This window comes from Agilicoccus flavus (assembly GCF_014857905.1).
GTDB classification, from domain to species: Bacteria; Actinomycetota; Actinomycetes; order Actinomycetales; family Dermatophilaceae; genus Agilicoccus; species Agilicoccus flavus.
This window is the reverse complement of sequence record NZ_JACYXE010000006.1, coordinates 197,276-215,566: the sequence shown is the minus strand read 5'-3', so window position 1 is coordinate 215,566 and position 18,291 is coordinate 197,276. Positions and strand designations below refer to the sequence as shown.

The 18,291-nt window shown below is 69.6% G+C and carries 13 protein-coding genes and 1 tRNA gene; 2 read left to right on the top strand and 12 right to left on the bottom strand.

Translation table 11 applies throughout. The features are described from left to right. Positions 1-56 precede the first annotated feature (56 nt). The 3 genes from fusA to rpsL form a co-directional block, all read right to left on the bottom strand. On the bottom strand, positions 57-2,159 hold the full coding sequence (gene fusA, locus ICW24_RS10955) for an elongation factor G (RefSeq protein WP_226345739.1): 2,103 nt from the start codon (positions 2,157-2,159) through the stop codon (positions 57-59). A gap of 114 nt (positions 2,160-2,273) precedes the next feature. Further along, positions 2,274-2,744, bottom strand: coding sequence for a 30S ribosomal protein S7 (rpsG, locus tag ICW24_RS10950; protein ID WP_226345738.1), 471 nt, complete (start codon positions 2,742-2,744; stop codon positions 2,274-2,276). Further along, on the bottom strand, positions 2,744-3,118 hold the full coding sequence (gene rpsL, locus ICW24_RS10945; protein WP_226345737.1) for a 30S ribosomal protein S12: 375 nt from the start codon (positions 3,116-3,118) through the stop codon (positions 2,744-2,746). Before rpsL ends, rpsG begins: the two co-directional genes overlap by 1 nt. 550 nt (positions 3,119-3,668) lie before the next feature. Between rpsL and ICW24_RS10940 the strand changes: the two genes are divergently transcribed. After that, entirely contained in the window at positions 3,669-4,343 is a 675-nt protein-coding gene (locus ICW24_RS10940) for a DUF8692 domain-containing protein (RefSeq protein ID WP_226345736.1), read from the top strand. Positions 4,344-4,444: 101 nt separating this feature from the next. Here ICW24_RS10940 and ICW24_RS10935 read toward each other — a convergent pair whose 3' ends face one another. The 9 genes from ICW24_RS10935 to ICW24_RS10895 form a co-directional block, all read right to left on the bottom strand. After that, complete coding sequence (locus ICW24_RS10935; protein ID WP_226345735.1) at positions 4,445-8,329, bottom strand: DNA-directed RNA polymerase subunit beta'; 3,885 nt, start codon at positions 8,327-8,329, stop codon at positions 4,445-4,447. 118 nt (positions 8,330-8,447) lie between these two features. After that, positions 8,448-11,933 carry a DNA-directed RNA polymerase subunit beta gene (rpoB, locus tag ICW24_RS10930; protein WP_226345734.1) on the bottom strand — a complete coding sequence of 1,162 codons (3,486 nt, stop codon included), beginning with the start codon at positions 11,931-11,933 and terminating at the stop codon, positions 8,448-8,450. A 559-nt stretch (positions 11,934-12,492) separates the two neighbouring features. Next, positions 12,493-12,885 carry a 50S ribosomal protein L7/L12 gene (gene rplL / locus ICW24_RS10925; protein ID WP_226345733.1) on the bottom strand — a complete coding sequence of 131 codons (393 nt, stop codon included), beginning with the start codon at positions 12,883-12,885 and terminating at the stop codon, positions 12,493-12,495. A 75-nt stretch (positions 12,886-12,960) separates the two neighbouring features. Beyond that, positions 12,961-13,494 carry a 50S ribosomal protein L10 gene (gene rplJ, locus ICW24_RS10920; RefSeq protein WP_226345732.1) on the bottom strand — a complete coding sequence of 178 codons (534 nt, stop codon included), beginning with the start codon at positions 13,492-13,494 and terminating at the stop codon, positions 12,961-12,963. Between the two features lie 387 nt (positions 13,495-13,881). Further along, positions 13,882-14,592, bottom strand: a complete 711-nt coding sequence (rplA, locus tag ICW24_RS10915) for a 50S ribosomal protein L1 (RefSeq protein WP_226345731.1) — start codon at positions 14,590-14,592, stop codon at positions 13,882-13,884. A 100-nt stretch (positions 14,593-14,692) separates the two neighbouring features. Continuing rightward, complete coding sequence (gene rplK, locus ICW24_RS10910) at positions 14,693-15,127, bottom strand: 50S ribosomal protein L11 (RefSeq protein ID WP_226345730.1); 435 nt, start codon at positions 15,125-15,127, stop codon at positions 14,693-14,695. Between the two features lie 210 nt (positions 15,128-15,337). Then, positions 15,338-16,291: a transcription termination/antitermination protein NusG gene (nusG, locus tag ICW24_RS10905; RefSeq protein WP_372360578.1), complete on the bottom strand. Its 954-nt coding sequence runs from the start codon at positions 16,289-16,291 to the stop codon at positions 15,338-15,340. A 75-nt stretch (positions 16,292-16,366) separates the two neighbouring features. Beyond that, a complete protein-coding gene (gene secE, locus ICW24_RS10900; RefSeq protein WP_226345729.1) occupies positions 16,367-16,645 on the bottom strand; it encodes a preprotein translocase subunit SecE in 279 nt (92 codons plus the stop codon). A gap of 125 nt (positions 16,646-16,770) precedes the next feature. Continuing rightward, positions 16,771-16,843: transfer RNA gene (locus ICW24_RS10895), tRNA-Trp, on the bottom strand. A gap of 337 nt (positions 16,844-17,180) precedes the next feature. Here ICW24_RS10895 and ICW24_RS10890 point away from each other — a divergent pair. Next, on the top strand, positions 17,181-18,266 hold the full coding sequence (locus ICW24_RS10890) for an adenosine deaminase (protein WP_226345728.1): 1,086 nt from the start codon (positions 17,181-17,183) through the stop codon (positions 18,264-18,266). Positions 18,267-18,291: the final 25 nt, after the last annotated feature.

Below are 18,291 nucleotides of genomic sequence, written 5' to 3'. Positions count from 1 at the left end.
TGTGGGTTGATGATTCTGCTTCACGTGAAGAGCATCAACGGGTGAGTCTACCCGCCTCACTCGCCCCGCATCTTCTTCACGATCTCCTCGGCGACGTTCCGGGGAACCTCGGCGTAGGAGTCGAACTGCATCGTGTAGTTGGCGCGCCCCTGCGTCTTGCTGCGGAGGTCGCCGACGTACCCGAACATCTCGGACAGCGGGACGAGGCCGCGCACGACCTTGGCGCCGCTGATGTCCTCCATGGCCTGGATCTGGCCACGGCGGGAGTTGATGTCGCCGATGACGTCGCCCATGTAGTCCTCGGGCGTGCGCACCTCGACGGCCATCATCGGCTCGAGGAGCACCGGGTCGGCCTTGCGGACGGCCTCCTTGAGGGCCATCGACCCGGCGATCTTGAACGCCATCTCCGAGGAGTCGACGTCGTGGTAGGCCCCGTCGAGCAGGGTCGCCTTGATCCCCACCAGCGGGTAGCCGGCGAGCACGCCGTACTGCATGGCCTCCTGGATGCCGTGATCGACCGACGGGATGTACTCGCGCGGGATGCGCCCACCCGTCACCTTGTTGTCGAACTCGTACATCTCGTTCTCGTCCGTGCCGAGGGGCTCGAACGTGATCTGGACCTTGGCGTACTGGCCCGACCCACCCGTCTGCTTCTTGTGGGTGTAGTCGTACTTCTCGACGGCGCGACGAATGGTCTCGCGGTAGGCCACCTGCGGCTTGCCGACGTTCGCCTCGACCTTGAACTCGCGCTTCATGCGGTCCACGAGGATGTCGAGGTGGAGTTCGCCCATGCCGCCGATGACGGTCTGGCCGGTCTCCTCGTCGAGGCGCACGGTGAAGGTCGGGTCTTCCTGCGCGAGGCGCTGGATGGCGGTCCCGAGCTTCTCCTGGTCGCCCTTCGTCTTCGGCTCGATGGCGACGTGGATGACCGGCTCCGGGAACGTCATCGACTCGAGGACGACCTGCTGCCCCATGTCGGAGAGCGTGTCACCGGTCGTCGTGTCCTTGAGACCGATGACCGCGTAGATGTGCCCCGCCGACGCCTTGTCGACCGGGTTCTCCTTGTTCGCGTGCATCTGGAAGAGCTTGCCGAGGCGCTCGCGCTTGCCCTTGGTGGCGTTCATGACCGGCTGGCCGGCCGTGATCTCACCGGAGTACACGCGGATATAGGTCAGCGTGCCGAAGAACGGGTGCGCCGCGATCTTGAACGCCAGCGCCGAGAACGGCGCCGTCGAGCTCGGGTCGCGCGTGACGATCTCGTCCTCGTCGTCCGGCGCGTGCCCCTCGACCGGCGGGAGGTCGAGCGGGCTCGGCAGGTAGTCCAGGACGGCGTCGAGCAGGGGCTGGACGCCCTTGTTCTTGAACGCGGTGCCGCAGAAGACGGGGTTGACCTCGCCGGCGAGCGTCAGGGCGCGGACGCCCTTCTTGACCTCGTCCTCCGTGAGGTCGCCCTCCTCGAGGTACTTCTCCATGAGCGTCTCGTCGGACTCGGCGACCTTCTCGAGGAGCTCGGTGCGGTACTCATCGGCCTTGTCGACGAGGTCGGCGGGAATGTCCTCGACCTCGTAGTCGTCGCCGAGCTTCGTCTCGCCGCGCCACACGAGGGCCTTCATGCGGACGAGGTCGACGACGCCGATGAAGTCGCTCTCGGCGCCGATGGGCAGCTGCATGCACAGCGGCGTCGCGCCGAGGCGGTCGACCATCGTCTTCACCGAGAAGTAGAAGTCGGCGCCCATCTTGTCCATCTTGTTGATGAAGCAGATGCGCGGGACGCCGTAGCGGTCGGCCTGACGCCACACCGTCTCGGACTGGGGCTCGACGCCTTCCTTCGCGTCGAAGACCGCGACCGCACCGTCGAGCACTCGGAGGTTGCGCTCGACCTCGACCGTGAAGTCGACGTGGCCGGGCGTGTCGATCAGGTTGATCTGGGTGTTCTTCCAGAAGGAGGTGACGGCGGCGGAGGTGATGGTGATCCCCCGCTCCTTCTCCTGCTCCATCCAGTCGGTCGTCGACGCACCGTCGTGGGTCTCGCCCATCTTGTGGTTGACACCGGTGTAGAACAGGATCCGCTCGGTGGTGGTGGTCTTGCCGGCGTCGATGTGCGCCATGATGCCGATGTTGCGAACCTTGGACAGGTCGGTCAGGACATCCTGTGCCACTAGATCTCTCGTCTCATCTCGTCGTCTCGTCCCGGTGCGGTGCGCCGGGCCTGGTGGCCGTGCCGACGGCCGGTGCCGTCGCCGCCCGATCGGGGCGGCGACGGCGAGGGTGCCTTACCAGCGGTAGTGCGCGAAGGCCCGGTTCGACTCGGCCATCTTGTGCGTGTCCTCGCGGCGCTTCACCGCGGCACCGAGGCCGTTGCTCGCGTCGAGGATCTCGTTCATGAGGCGCTCGGTCATCGTCTTCTCGCGACGCTGCCGGGCGTAGCCCACGAGCCAGCGCAGCGCCAGCGTCGTGCTGCGGCCGGCGCGGACCTCGACGGGCACCTGGTAGGTGGCGCCACCGACGCGGCGGCTGCGGACCTCGAGGGTCGGCTTGACGTTGTCGAGCGCGCGCTTGAGCGTGAGGACCGGGTCGGTGCCGGTCTTCTGGCGGGCGCCCTCGAGGGCGCCGTAGACGATCCGCTCGGCGATGGACTTCTTGCCGTCGAGCAGGATCTTGTTGACGAGCTGCGTCACCAGCGGCGACCCGTAGACCGGGTCGACGACGAGGGCGCGCTTCGGGGCGGGTCCCTTACGAGGCATTACTTCTTGTCCTTCTTCGCTCCGTAGCGGCTGCGGGCCTGCTTGCGGTTCTTGACGCCCTGCGTGTCGAGGGCGCCGCGGACGATCTTGTACCGCACACCGGGGAGGTCCTTCACGCGGCCTCCGCGGACGAGCACCATCGAGTGCTCCTGCAGGTTGTGGCCGACGCCGGGGATGTACGCGGTGACCTCGATCTGGGAGGTCAGCTTGACGCGCGCCACCTTGCGGAGGGCGGAGTTCGGCTTCTTGGGCGTCGTGGTGTACACACGCGTGCACACGCCGCGACGCTGGGGGCTGCCCTTGAGCGCAGGCGTCTTGGCCTTGGTGGCCTTGTCCTGCCGGCCCTTGCGGACGAGCTGGTTGATGGTGGGCACTCAGTCTCCGATGGTCGAGATGTCATCGGGCCGCTCGCGCGAGCGAGCCGACCCTCCTTGAAGAACCGCGACCCGGGGCCGCGGTGCTCTCCCCTGCACTACGCATCCGATGCGTCGGCGCGGAGCAGACGTCCGGATGCGTCGCCCGGCGAGAGGACACGTCCCGGCGAGTGTGACTCGCGCCTGGAGGGCGTCCGCGACCGATCGAACACCTCGATCGCTTCTCGGACCCCTCGCCCGGCGCCCGCGCCCTACGCCGGCTCTCAGGCGACAGAACGCCCGAGACCCACCCGATGGAACGCATGACAACGCCAGGACATGCCCGTCCAGCCTACCGTCCGCGCTCACGACCGGCCAAATCGCGGCCGACCCAGGGGGTCCGGGACCTCGTGCGGCACACCGGTGCGCGCGCCCTGCACCTGCCGTTCACCCGCCGGCGACCTGCGCGCCACCGCAGCGTCGTGTGGTCTCCACTCTGGCCGCGCCCCCGGCTAGAGTTGGTCGGTCGTCCAGTCCAACGGCCGCGAGCCGTCTCGTGGGGGGAAACCACATGCGCACCACATCACTGCCCGGGACCGCCCGGGAACACGTCGGGATACGGACCTTCGGGTACGTCTTCGTCCCGCCGACGCTCGTCGTCCTCGCCGTCGGCGTCGTGAGCGTCGCGACGGGCCATCCGGTGGCGACCTTCACCATGGAACCGACCACGGCGCTGGGCGGGGCCCCGTACGTCGGCGCGGTCTCGTCCCTGGGCTGCTACGGGTGGGCCGCCGCCATCGGGATCTTCCTCCTCGGCGCCTGCCTGCTCTACGACGGGATGCGCCGCCGGGACGCCGCGTTCCTGGCCTGTTCCGCCCTCATCACCGGGTACCTGCTCGCCGACGACGCGTTCACGCTCCACGAGGCCGTGCTGCCGGCGGTCGGCATCCCCGAGTTCGTCACGTACCTGGCCATCCTCGCGGTGATCGGGGCCTACGCCGCCGCGTTCCACGCCGAGATCCGCCGCAGCGCCTGGCTCTTCCTCGGCCTCGCCGTCCTCCTGCTCGGAGGGTCCGTGGCCGTGGACGCCGCGTGGGAGATCCTCGAGCCGGCCCGCGGGGCCAACATCGAGCAGCTCGCCGAGGACGCCGCGAAGCTCCTCGGCATCAGCTCCTGGGTCGGGTACGCCGCCCTGTCCGTGCGTGGCCTCGTCCGCGCCCGCTTCGCCGGGACCGGGGGTCGCTGACACCTCGCGACCGCCGCCCAGCGGCCCACGCGTCACACACCACGCCGGAGGGCGGCCACCCGCAACGGGTGACCGCCCTCCGGTCGTCTCGAGCCGACGGCTCAGTTGTCCAGACCCAGCGTCGCGTCGTCGAGCCGGACCGCCTCGCCCGAGCCCGGGCCGAAGCTCGGGTAGTCGAACTGCTGGTAGTCGGGCATCGAGTACATCGCCGCCTTGGCCTCCTCCGTCGGCTCCACCCGCACGTCGCGGTACCGGGGCAGACCCGTACCGGCCGGGATGAGCTTTCCGAGGATGACGTTCTCCTTAAGGCCGAGCAGCGGGTCGGACTTGGCGTGGATCGCCGCGTCCGTGAGCACCCGCGTCGTCTCCTGGAACGACGCCGCCGACAGCCACGAGTCGGTCGCGAGCGACGCCTTCGTGATGCCCATGAGCTCCGGACGACCCGAGGCCGGCTTGCCGCCCTCGGCGACGACCCGACGGTTCTCGGTCTCGAAGACGCCACGCTCGGCCATCGAGCCGGGCAGCAGTTCGGCGTCGCCCGCCTCGATGATCGTCACCCGACGCAGCATCTGCCGGACGATGACCTCGATGTGCTTGTCGTGGATCGACACACCCTGCTGGCGGTACACCTTCTGGACCTCGTCGACGAGGTGCATCTGCACCGCGCGCGGGCCGAGGATGCGGAGCACCTGCTTGGGGTCGATCGCACCCTGGACGAGCTTCGTGCCGACGGCGACGTGCTGCCCCTCCTCGACGAGCAGGCGGGACCGCTTGCTCACCGGGTAGGCGTGCTCGTCGGTGCCGTCGTCCGGCGTGAGCAGGATGCGACGCGCCTTGTCCGTCTCCTCGATGGTGATCCGGCCGGTGGCCTCCGCGATCGGGGCGACACCCTTCGGGGTCCGGGCCTCGAAGAGCTCGACCACGCGGGGCAGACCCTGGGTGATGTCGTCACCCGCGGCGCCACCGGTGTGGAACGTCCGCATCGTCAGCTGCGTGCCGGGCTCACCGATCGACTGGGCCGCGATGATGCCGACCGCCTCGCCGATGTCGACGAGCTTGCCGGTGGCGAGCGAACGGCCGTAGCACCGCGCGCACGTCCCGACGTGGCTGTCGCAGGTGAGCACGGAGCGCACCTTGATCTCCTCGACCCCGGCCGCGATGAGCGCGCCGATGACGACGTCGCCCAGGTCGGCGCCGGCCTCGACGAGCGTCTCGCCGTCCTTGACGACGTCCGCCGCGAGCGTCCGCGCGTACACGGCCGCCTCGACGTCGTCGTGCGGGACGAGGGTGCCGTCGGAGCGACGCGTGCCGATCGGGAGCGTGAGCCCGCGCTCGGTCCCGCAGTCGTCCTCACGGATGATGACGTCCTGGCTGACGTCCACGAGACGACGGGTCAGGTAGCCCGAGTCGGCGGTCCGCAGCGCGGTGTCCGCCAGACCCTTGCGGGCACCGTGCGTCGAGATGAAGAACTCGAGCACGGACAGACCCTCGCGGAAGTTCGCCTTGATCGGGCGGGGGATGATCTCGCCCTTCGGGTTGGCCATGAGGCCGCGCATGCCGGCGATCTGGCGGAGCTGGAACCAGTTGCCTCGGGCACCGGAGGAGACCATCCGGTAGATGGGGTTGTCCCGCGGGAAGAAGCCCTCCATCTCCTTGGCGACCTCGGCGCTGCCCTGGGTCCAGATCTCGATGAGCTCCTGGCGGCGCTCCTCGTCGGTGATGAGACCGCGCTCGTACTGGACCTGGACCTTCTCGGCCTTGGTCTCGTAACCGGAGAGGATCTCGGTCTTGCGCGGCGGCGTGACGACGTCGGAGATGGCGACGGTCGTGCCGGACCGGGTGGCCCAGTAGTAGCCCGCCTCCTTGAGCGCGTCGAGGCTCGCCGCGACCTGCACCTTGCTGTACCGCTCGGCGAGGTCGTTGACGATCGTCGACAGGCGCTTCTTGTCGACCGGGAGGTCGACGTAGGGGTAGTCGACGGGCAGGGTCGTGTTGAAGATCGCCCGGCCGAGCGTCGTCTCGACGACGATCTGGTCGACCGCGCCGTCCGCGTTCGCCTCGACGCCCTCGGGCAGCTCGTAGCCGGCCGGGGGGACGAAGTCGGTGAGACGGATCTTCACGAGCGACCCGAGGCCGATCTCGCCCGCGTCGAAGGCCATCCGCGCCTCGTCGACGGTGCTGAAGGAACGACCGGTGCCCGGGCCCTCCTCGAGCGTCGAGGTGAGGTGGAACAGGCCGATGATCATGTCCTGGCTGGGCATGGTCACCGGGCGGCCGTCCGCCGGCTTGAGGATGTTGTGGCTGCTGAGCATGAGGATGCGGGCCTCGGCCTGCGCCTCGGCGCTCAGCGGCACGTGGACCGCCATCTGGTCACCGTCGAAGTCGGCGTTGAACGCGCCGCAGACGAGCGGGTGGAGCTGGATGGCCTTGCCCTCGACGAGCTGCGGCTCGAACGCCTGGATGCCCAGACGGTGCAGCGTGGGCGCACGGTTGAGCAGCACCGGGTGCTCGGTGATGACCTCTTCGAGGACGTCCCACACCTGCGGCCGCGCGCGCTCCACCATCCGCTTGGCGGACTTGATGTTCTGCGCGTGGTCGAGGTCGACGAGCCGCTTCATGACGAAGGGCTTGAAGAGCTCGAGCGCCATCTGCTTGGGCAGGCCGCACTGGTGCAGCTTGAGCGTCGGGCCGACGACGATGACCGAACGGCCCGAGTAGTCGACGCGCTTGCCGAGCAGGTTCTGGCGGAACCGACCCTGCTTGCCCTTGAGCATGTCGGACAGCGACTTCAGCGGCCGGTTTCCCGGGCCGGTGACCGGACGACCGCGGCGCCCGTTGTCGAACAGCGCGTCGACGGCCTCCTGCAGCATCCGCTTCTCGTTGTTGACGATGATCTCGGGCGCACCGAGGTCGAGCAGCCGCTTGAGGCGGTTGTTCCGGTTGATGACGCGGCGGTACAGGTCGTTGAGGTCGGAGGTCGCGAAGCGGCCACCGTCGAGCTGCACCATCGGGCGCAGGTCCGGCGGGATGACCGGGACCGCGTCGAGGACCATGCCGTCGGGGTTGTTCGTCGTCGTCTGGAAGGCGGTGACGACGCGCAGCCGCTTGATGGCGCGGGTCTTCTTCTGGCCCTTGCCGGTCGCGATGATCTCGCGCAGCAGCTCCGACTCGGCGTCGAGGTCGAAGGACTCGAGGCGGCGCTGGAGCGCCGCGGCGCCCATGCCGCCCTCGAAGTACATGCCGTAGCGGTCGCGCATCTCGCGGTAGAGCGCCTCGTCGCCCTCGAGGTCCTGGACCTTGAGGTTCTTGAAGCGGTCCCACACCTGGGAGACGCGCTCGATGAGCTGGTCCGCCTTCTTGCGGATGCTGTTCATCTCGCGCTCGGCGGACTCGCGCACCTTGCGGCGCACGTCGCCCTTGGCGCCCTCGGCCTCGAGCTCGGCGAGGTCGGCCTCGAGCTTCTTGGCGCGCGCCTCGACCTCGGCGTCGCGCTGCTTCTCGAGCTCCTTCTTCTCGACCTCTATCTGCGCCTCCATCGAGGGCATGTCGCGGTGACGGGCCTCGGTGTCGACGGACGTGATCATGTACGCCGCGAAGTAGATGACCTTCTCGAGGTCCTTCGGGGCGAGGTCGAGGAGGTAGCCGAGCCGGCTCGGCACGCCCTTGAAGTACCAGATGTGCGTGACGGGCGCCGCCAGCTCGATGTGGCCCATGCGCTCACGGCGGACGCCGGATCGCGTGACCTCGACGCCGCAGCGCTCGCAGATGATGCCCTTGAAGCGGACCCGCTTGTACTTGCCGCAGTAGCACTCCCAGTCGCGGGTGGGGCCGAAGATCTTCTCGCAGAAGAGCCCGTCCTTCTCCGGCTTGAGGGTGCGGTAGTTGATGGTCTCGGGCTTCTTGACCTCACCGTGGCTCCAGGCGCGGATGTCGTCCGCGGAGGCCAGGCCGATGCGAAGCTCGTCGAGGAAATTCACGTCCAGCACTGAGTGCTCCCTGCTCTCATTTCGTGTGCGTCACAAGGTCTTACGTCGTGGCCCGCCGGGCCGGTCGGTGCGTGGACCGACCGAACCGTCGGGGGCCGCCGGGGTAGTCCCCGACGGCTCACACCTCCTCGACGCTGCTCGGCTCGCGCCGGCTCAGGTCGATGCCGAGTTCCTCCGCGGCGCGGAAGACCTCCTGGTCCGGCTCGCGGAGGTCGATCGCCGTGCCGTCCGAGGACAGCGCCTCGACGTTGAGGCACAGCGACTGCATCTCCTTGATGAGGACCCGGAACGACTCCGGCACGCTCGGCTCGGGGATGTTCTCGCCCTTGACGATGGCCTCGTAGACCTTGACGCGTCCGGAGACGTCGTCGGACTTGATGGTGAGCAACTCGCGCAGGGCGTAGGCGGCGCCGTAGGCCTCGAGGGCCCAGACCTCCATCTCGCCGAAGCGCTGGCCACCGAACTGCGCCTTACCACCCAGGGGCTGCTGCGTGATCATCGAGTACGGACCCGTGCTGCGCGCGTGGATCTTGTCGTCGACGAGGTGGTGCAGCTTGAGGATGTACATGTAGCCCACCGAGATCGGCTCCGGGTACGGCTCGCCGGAGCGGCCGTCGAACAGCCGCGCCTTGCCGCTGGAACCGATGAGGCGCTGCCCGTCGCGGGTCTTGCGGGTCGCGTCGAGCAGACCGGTGATCTCGTCCTCGCGGGCGCCGTCGAAGACCGGCGTCGCCACGCGGGTGCCGGCCGGGGCCGACAGCGCGTCGTCGGGCAGCATGGCCGCCCACTCGGGCTCGCCCTCGACCTCCCAGCCGCGGCTGGCCGCCCACCCGAGGTGGAGCTCGAGGATCTGGCCGATGTTCATGCGGCCGGGGACGCCGAGCGGGTTGAGGACGATGTCGACCGGGGTGCCGTCCTCGAGGAACGGCATGTCCTCGACCGGGAGGATCTTGGAGATGACGCCCTTGTTGCCGTGCCGGCCGGCGAGCTTGTCGCCGTCCGTGATCTTGCGCTTGTTCGCGACGTAGACGCGCACCAGCTGGTTGACGCCCGGGGGAAGCTCGTCGCCCTCCTCGCGGTCGAACACCTTGACGCCGATGACCGTGCCGGTCTCACCGTGCGGGACCTTCAGCGACGTGTCGCGGACCTCGCGGGCCTTCTCGCCGAAGATCGCGCGCAGGAGACGCTCCTCCGGGGTCAGCTCGGTCTCACCCTTGGGCGTGACCTTGCCGACGAGCAGGTCGCCGTCGCGGACCTCGGCGCCGACGCGGATGATGCCGCGCTCGTCGAGGTCGGCGAGGACCTCGTCGGAGACGTTCGGGATGTCCCGCGTGATCTCCTCCGGGCCCAGCTTCGTGTCGCGGGCGTCGACCTCGTGCTCCTCGATGTGGATCGAGGACAGGACGTCGTCCTGCACGAGACGCTGACTCAGGATGATCGCGTCCTCGAAGTTGTAGCCCTCCCACGGCATGAACGCCACGAGCAGGTTGCGACCCAGGCTCATCTCGCCGCCGTCCGTGGCCGGACCGTCGGCGATGACCGCGCCGACCTCGAGGCGCTGCCCCTCGTCGACGAGGACCCGCTGGTTGTAGCTCGTGCCCTGGTTGGAGCGCTGGAACTTCGCGATCCGGTAGCTCTGGTGCGTGCCGTCGTCGTTGCCGACGGTGACGACGTCGGCCGAGACCGACTCGACGACACCCGCCTTGGTCGCGCGGACCACGTCACCCGAGTCGAGCGCCGCGCGGTACTCCATGCCGGTACCGACGTACGGCGCCTCGGAACGCACCAGCGGCACGGCCTGACGCTGCATGTTGGCGCCCATCAGCGCCCGGTTCGCGTCGTCGTGCTCGAGGAACGGGATGAGGGCGGTCGCGGCCGACACCATCTGGCGCGGGGAGACGTCCATGTAGTCGACGTCGACGCCCGGGAGGTCCTCGGACTCGCCGCCCTTGGAGCGGACGAGCACGCGCTCGTCGACGAAGAAGCCGTCCTCGCCGATGGGCGCGTTGGCCTGCGCGATGACGAACTCGTCCTCCTCGTCGGCCGACAGGTAGTGGACCTCGTCCGTGACGCGGCCGTGCTCGACCTTCCGGTACGGCGTCTCGACGAACCCGAACGGGTTGATCCGGCCGTACGAGGCGAGCGAGCCGATGAGGCCGATGTTCGGGCCTTCCGGCGTCTCGATCGGGCACATGCGGCCGTAGTGGCTCGGGTGGACGTCGCGGACCTCCATGCCGGCGCGGTCGCGGGAGAGACCACCCGGGCCGAGCGCCGACAGGCGACGCTTGTGCGTCAGACCCGCGAGCGGGTTGTTCTGGTCCATGAACTGCGAGAGCTGGCTCGTGCCGAAGAACTCGCGGATCGAGGCGACGACCGGGCGGATGTTGATGAGTGTCTGCGGCGTGATGGCCTCGACGTCCTGCGTCGTCATCCGCTCGCGCACGACGCGCTCCATCCGCGACAGACCCGTGCGGACCTGGTTCTGGATGAGCTCACCGACGTTGCGCAGGCGGCGGTTGCCGAAGTGGTCGATGTCGTCGACCTCGACGCGGACGGCGACGTCCTCTCCCCCGCGGCGACCCGGCATCGAGTCCTGACCGGCGTGCAGCGCGACGAGGTACCTGATGGTGGCGACGATGTCGTCGACCGTCAGGGTCGACTCCGACAGCTCCGCCTCGATACCCAGCTTCTTGCACACCTTGTAGCGGCCGACCTTCGCGAGGTCGTAGCGCTTGGGGTTGAAGTACAGGTTGTCGAGGAGGGTCTGCGCGGCCTCCTTGGTCGGCGGCTCGCCCGGACGCAGCTTGCGGTAGATGTCCAGCAGCGCGTCGTCCTGGCCGCTCGTGTTGTCCTTCTCGAGCGTCGCGCGGATCGAGTCGTACTCGCCGAACTCCTCGAGGATCTGCGCGTCGGTCCACCCCAGGGCCTTGAGCAGGACCGTCACCGACTGCTTGCGCTTGCGGTCCACGCGAACGCCGACCATGTCGCGCTTGTCGACCTCGAACTCGAGCCACGCGCCGCGGCTCGGGATGACCTTGGCGGAGTAGATGTCCTTGTCCGAGGTCTTGTCCGGGGTGCGCTCGAAGTACACGCCCGGGCTGCGCACGAGCTGGCTGACGACCACGCGCTCGGTGCCGTTGATGACGAAGGTGCCGCGGTCGGTCATTAGTGGGAAGTCGCCCATGAAGACCGTCTGGCTCTTGATCTCGCCCGTGTGGTTGTTCATGAACTCGGCGGTGACGAACAGCGGCGCGCTGTACGTCATGTCGCGCTCCTTGCACTCCTCGATGGAGTACTTCTGCTCCTCGAGGCGGTGGTCGCGGAACGACAGCGACATCGAACCCGAGAAGTCCTCGATCGGGGAGATCTCCTCGAAGATCTCCTCGAGGCCCGAGTGCTCGGGCACGTCCTTGCGACCGGACTCGATCGCCGCAGCGACCCGGTCCTGCCAGCGCTCGTTGCCGAGCAGCCAGTCGAAGCTCTCGGTCTGGAGGGCGAGGAGGTCGGGGACCTCGAGGGGTTCGCGGATCTTCGCGAAGGAGACACGGCCGGAAGCCGTGATCGCGCTGGGCATCTTCTGGGTCGCGGTACGCGAGGCAGCCAAGGATGGTCCTTCCAGAGGCCTATGTGTTTCGGCGGTTGCGCGCCTGCCACACGACCACGAGTGATCCGTAGGCCGCTCACCTGCGACGACGTCCCCGGATGGGGGCCGCGGGTCGGAGGCGGCGGGCCGATGATCACTCCGGGGACGATCCACCGTCGACCCCGGGGCAGCACATGGGCAGCGCAAAGCGACAGCATACCCGATATGGGCGGGCAAAGCCAGTCGGCCGTTGGAGGGCGGACCTGAGCCCCCACGCCGACGAATCGGGCGCCCGCAGCGTGCGTCCCGCGGACCGGGTTCGCCCCGGTGTGCTCACGGGGCCTTTCCGGCGGACACCTCCCGGCGGACCGGCGTCGACATCCGACGACCACGAGGATGCCCCCACCACCGGCGCAGGTCAAGCATGCGCGTGGGCGAGTGGCCGACCGCCTCGATCGCACGGGGCCGCCGGGGCGGGGACAGGCCGGCCGACAACGCGACGCGGCGGCACCGATCCGTGGATCGATGCCGCCGCGTCAGGGCGTGTCCCGGGGCGCCACACGGGCACCCCGGGAGGACGTCACTTGAGGGTGACGGTGGCGCCGGCGCCCTCGAGGGCAGCCTTCGCCTTCTCCGCGTCCTCCTTGGAGACCTTCTCCAGGACCGACTTGGGCGCGCCGTCGACGAGGTCCTTGGCCTCCTTCAGGCCGAGGCTCGTGAGACCGCGCACCTCCTTGATGACCTGGATCTTCTTGTCGCCCGCGGACTCGAGGACGACGTCGAACTCGTCTTGCTCCTCCGCTGCGGCAGCGCCCTCGCCGCCACCGGCGGGGGCGGCGCCGCCGGCCACGGCGACCGGGGCGGCGGCGGTGACGTCGAACTTGTCCTCGAACGCCTTGACGAACTCGGACAGCTCGATGAGCGTCATCTCGGAGAAGACGTCGAGAAGCTCGTCGTTGCTGAGCTTGGCCATGATGGCTTCCTTCCTGGTGATGCTGTGATGCCGGGAGTGGCTGGTTGTCGTGATGAGACCGGATCGCGGGAGCGATCAGGCCTGCGCGTCGCCACCCTCGGCGACCTTGGCGCGCAGGGCCTCGACGGTGCGGACCGTCTTGCTCAGCGGCGCCTGGAATAGGGCAGCGGCCTGACTCGTCTTCGCCTTCATGGCGCCGGCGAGCTTGGCCAGCAGAACCTCGCGGGACTCGAGGTCCGCGAGCTTGGTGATCTCCTCCGCCGTCATGGGCTTGCCGTCGAGGACGCCGGCCTTGATGACGAGGAGCGGGTTGGCCTTCGAGAAGTCACGCAGGCTCTTCGCGGCCTCCACCGGGTCACCGGTGATGAACGCGATCGCCGACGGACCGGTGAGCTGCCCGTCGAACGCCGTGACACCGGCGTCCTTCGCGGCGAGCTCGGTCAGCGTGTTCTTCACGACCGAGTACGTGCCGTACTCGCGCAGGGAGGCCCGCAGGCCGGCCAGCTGCGCGACGGTCAGGCCGCGGTACTCGGTGAGAACGGCCGCACCGGACTCGCGGAACTTCTCCGAGAGCTCGGCAATGGCTGCCTGCTTCGCGGGCGTTGCCATGGGGCCTCCTTCGTTCGTGCTGTGCCGGTCACCCCGACCCCGACACGAGAAAAGCTCCCGGCGCAGGGCACGGGAGCTCGGGGCGCACCGACCGAGATCGGGCGCGGAGTGTCGTGGCCTGCGCCGGACGCCCCTGCATGGGGGTCCTTCGGCCGCTCTTCCACCTGAGGTGGCAGCGCGACGACCGACGGTCATGGGTCTCCTCGATCTTACGGGCCGTTCACGACGCGGCCAAATCGCCGGTCGCGTCCGATGATCCGGGAGGCGCCGGCCGGCCCCGCGAGGCGTCCACGAGACCCCGGAGGCCCGATCCTCACCGCCGAACACGGGCAGAGGCCCGGACCGCACGGATGCGGTCCGGGCCCCTCGGGGCCGACGTGAGGAGGCTCAGGCCTCGTCCGCCGACAGGAGGTTGCGGGTGCGCGTGAAGTCCAGCGGGATGCCCGGGCCCATCGTCGTGCTCATCGTCGCCTTCGAGATGTAGCGACCCTTGCTCGCCGACGGCTTGAGACGGAGGATCTCCTCCAGCGCCGCCGAGTAGTTCTCGACGAGCGCCTTCTCGTCGAACGACGCCTTGCCGATGATGAAGTGCAGGTTGCTGTGCTTGTCGACGCGGAACTCGATCTTGCCGCCCTTGATGTCCGAGACCGCCTTGGCGACGTCCATCGTCACGGTGCCGGTCTTCGGGTTCGGCATGAGGCCGCGAGGGCCGAGCACCTTGCCGAGCCGACCCACCTTGCCCATGAGGTCCGGGGTGGCGACGACGGCGTCGAAGTCCAGCCAGCCGCCCTGCACCTTGGCGAGCAGCTCGTCGGAGCCGACGTGGTCGGCGCCGGCCGCCACGGCCGCGTCGGCGTTCGCGCCCGTCGCGAAGACGAGGACGCGGGCCGTCTTGCCCGTGCCGTTCGGCAGGTTCACCGTGCCGCGCACCATCTGGTCCGCCTTGCGCGGGTCGACGCCGAGGCGGAACGCCACCTCGACCGTCGGGTCGAACTTCGTCGCCGCCGTGTCCTTGGCGAGCCGGACCGCCTCGAGCGGGCCGTACACCTTGGCCTGGTCGATCTTTTCCTCCGCGGAGCGGTAGGCCTTGCTGCGCATGTGATTCTCCTTCTGTGTTCCTGGAGTCGTGGTGCGGGCCCCGCGCAGGCCCTACCACTGCCCGCCGCCGAACGGCGGCGAGAGCACGTCGTGGACCCGATCAGCCCTCGACCGTGATACCCATCGAGCGCGCCGTCCCCGCGATGATCTTCGCGGCCTGGTCGATGTCGTAGGCGTTGAGGTCCTCGAGCTTCTGCTGGGCGATCTCGCGGACCTGGTCGTTGGTGAGCTTGGCGACCTTGGTCTTGTGCGGCTCGCCGGAGCCCTTGGCCACGCCGGCCGCCTTCTTGATCAGCTCGGCCGCCGGGGGCGTCTTCGTCACGAAGGTGAACGAGCGGTCCTCGTAGACCGTGATCTCGACCGGGATGACGTTGCCGCGCTGGGACTCCGTCGCGGCGTTGTACGCCTTGACGAACTCCATGATGTTCACGCCGTGCTGACCGAGGGCCGGGCCCACGGGCGGCGCCGGAGTCGCGGCACCGGCCTGGATCTGCAGCTTGATGAAGCCGGAGACCCTCTTCTTCTTGGGAGGCATTCGCCTACCCCTTCCTGTCGTCGTGGGCCGACGCCGTGGGCGATGACCCGGTTGCAGTACTGCCGGACGGGTGCGCAGGCCCGGGACACACGTACGTCACGGGTGGGCCTGCACGACCGAAGAGTCGGCGATGTCGCCGACTCTTCAGTGTACGTGGCGGCGGACGAGGCGATGACGCCCGCCGGGGCGGCCCCCGGTGGGGGCCGCGGGTCAGATCTTGGCGACCTGGTTGAACGAGAGCTCGACCGGCGTCTCGCGACCGAAGATCGACACGAGCACCTTGAGCTTCTGCGTCTCGGGCAGGACCTCGGAGATCGTCGCCGGCAGGGTCTCGAACGGGCCCTCCATGACGGTGACGGACTCGCCGATCTCGAACTCGACCTCCACCGGCGAGCCGGATGCGGCCTGCGCCGGACGCGGACGGGCCGACTCCTGCGCCGCGGCCTGCTCCTGGGCCTGCGGCGCGAGCATCGACAGGACCTCGTCGAGGCTCAGCGGGACCGGGGAGTACGCGTTGCCGACGAAGCCGGTGACGCCCGGGGTGTGGCGGACCGCACCCCAGCTCTCGTCGGTGAGGTCCATGCGCACGAGCACGTACCCGGGCATCCGCACCCGCCGGACGACCTTGCGCTGCCCGTTCTTGATCTCGGTGACCTGCTCCATCGGGACCTCGGCCTGGAAGATGAACTCCTCCATGTTGAGGCTGGTCACGCGCTGCTCGAGGTTCTGCTTGACGCGGTTCTCGTACCCGGCGTAGCTGTGGACGACGTACCACTCGCCCTCGGCGAAGCGCAGGCTGCGGCGCAGCTCCTCGACGGGATCGACCGCCGGCTCCTCCTCCGCCTCCGCGTCGTCCGACACCTCGGCATCGTCGGACACCTCGGCATCGCCGGACACCTCCGCGTCGTCCGACACCTCGGCATCGCCGTCGACGGCGTCGGTGGGGGCCTCGTCGGACGCCGGAGCCTCATCGAGGCCGGGCTCCTCCGTCTCGTGCTCGTCGGCCCCGGTCACGTCCTCGTCGGCGTCGTCGACCGTCGCCTCCACGGCCGCCGCGTCGTCCCCGGCGTCCACCAGGTCGGCGAGGGACTCCTGCGTCGCCTCGGCGTCGTCGACGTCGGGCGCTCCGTTGTCCTCGACCTCGGGTGTCGGCTGATCGGACACGCGTTGACCTACTTCCTTCTCGAAAACGACGGATCCCGCGGCGCGCACGCCGCGGGAGGTGACGATCCTCGCCGCTCAGTCTCCGGCGAAGATCCAGAACATCAACTTCGTGAACGCGGCGTCGAGCCCGAACACGACGAGCATGACCACCGTGACGAAGACGATGACGACGATCGTGTAGCTCGTCAGCTCCTGCCGAGACGGGGGGACGACCTTGCGCATCTCGTCGACCACCTGGCCGACGAACAGCGCGATCGCGCGGAAGAACCGGGCGAACGGGTTGCCCTTCTTGCCACCGTCCTGCGGGGCCGACCCGGACGTCGCCCCGGACGACACCGTCTTCTGGTCGCTCACGGATCCTCATCTCTGCGCGCGACCTCGCCCCGGCCGTACGCACCTCGGCGTCGGTCACACCCATCCGGGGGTGACACCTCGTTGCGCCGATCGGTGCCCACGGGGGCGCCGGCCGGCGTCACACGCAGGGCAGGAGGGACTCGAACCCCCAACCGCCGGTTTTGGAGACCGGTGCTCTACCAATTGAGCCACTGCCCTACTGGGTGGACCTTGGTCGACGAGCACTCGGCGGGTCGGGCGGGACCGGAACGAACCGGGCCGCGCGGAAGACACGCCGGGCACGCCTATCGAGGCACCCGAACGGGAAGCATACGTGAACCCGCGCGCCCAAGGCCAACCGAGTCCCGCACGCGGGGGCCGTGTCCCGGCCGCGACTCCCTGCGGTCGGAACACCGGGGATCGACGGTCGATCCACGGACGACCCGCCTTCGCCGGCCGTTCCGGACACCTGACCAGCATCGACCTCGCCGGGCGGGCGGACCCACCCGAACGTCCGGGGCGCGGGTCGGCCCGGCGCGTCTGGGAGACTGACGGCATGTCGGCCCCGGTCCACGCTCTCCCGAAGGCCCACCTCCACCTGCACTTCACCGGCTCGATGCGATACACGACCCTGCTCGAGCTGGCCGACGGTCACGGGATGCGGCTGCCCCGGTTCCTCACCGACGCCTGGCCCCCGGACCTGCGCGAGGCCGACGAGCGGGGCTGGTTCCGGTTCCAGCGGATGTACGACGCCGCCCGGGCCTGCGTGCGCAGCGAGGCCGACATGCGCCGCATCGTCGCCGAGGCCGCCGAGGGCGACGCCGACGAGGGGTCGGGGTGGCTCGAGCTGCAGGTCGACCCGACGAGCTACGCGCCGCACGTCGGGGGGCTCACCCCGGCGCTGGAGATCGTCCTCGACGAGGCGAAGGCCGCGTCGGCGCGCACCGGGACCCAGGTGGCCGTCGTCGTGGCCGCGAGCCGCATCCGCCATCCGCTGGACGCCCGGACGTTGGCCCGCCTCGCCGCCTCGTACGCCGGGGACGGGCCGGGCGAGGTCGTCGGGTTCGGCCTGAGCAACGACGAGCGGCGCGGCGTGACCGACGACTTCGCGCCCGCCTTCGCGATCGCGGCGCGCGCGGGGCTCGCGCTCGTCCCCCACGGCGGCGAGCTCCTCGGGGCCGACGCGGTGGCCGACACCATCGCCGCCCTCCACCCCGACCGCCTCGGGCACGGGGTGCGCAGCATCGAGGATCCGGCGGTCCTGCGGCAGGTCGTCGATCACGACATCACTCTCGAGGTGTGCCCCGGCAGCAACGTCGCGCTGGGCGTCTACGCGCGGCAGGGGGACGTGCCCCTGCGCGGGCTCGTCGACGCGGGGGCCCGCGTGGCCCTCGGCGCCGACGACCCGCTGCTCTTCGGCAGCCGACTCGCCGACCAGTACGAGTACGCCCGCGCGGTGCACGGCTTCGACGACGCCGGCCTCGCCCACCTCGCGCGCGGGTCGATCGACGGCAGCCGCGCCCCAGAGTCCACGAAGGCCCGCCTGCGCCGGGGGGTCGACGACTGGCTCGCCCTCGGCGACGGGACGGGCTCGCCGCGCGACGAGCGGGCCGGCGCCGACCCGGTCGACCCGATCGCCTGACCGGTCGGTCGGCCGCGGCGGGCAC

Coding starts and splice junctions, on each gene's coding strand:
- rpsG (WP_226345738.1), bottom strand. CDS start 2,744: ATGCCTCGTAAGGGACCCGCCCCGAAGCGCGCCCTCGTCGTCGACCCG.
- rplK (WP_226345730.1), bottom strand. CDS start 15,127: ATGCCTCCCAAGAAGAAGAGGGTCTCCGGCTTCATCAAGCTGCAGATC.
- rplA (WP_226345731.1), bottom strand. CDS start 14,592: ATGCGCAGCAAGGCCTACCGCTCCGCGGAGGAAAAGATCGACCAGGCC.
- ICW24_RS10940 (WP_226345736.1), top strand. CDS start 3,669: ATGCGCACCACATCACTGCCCGGGACCGCCCGGGAACACGTCGGGATA.
- rplJ (WP_226345732.1), bottom strand. CDS start 13,494: ATGGCAACGCCCGCGAAGCAGGCAGCCATTGCCGAGCTCTCGGAGAAG.
- ICW24_RS10890 (WP_226345728.1), top strand. CDS start 17,181: ATGTCGGCCCCGGTCCACGCTCTCCCGAAGGCCCACCTCCACCTGCAC.
- rplL (WP_226345733.1), bottom strand. CDS start 12,885: ATGGCCAAGCTCAGCAACGACGAGCTTCTCGACGTCTTCTCCGAGATG.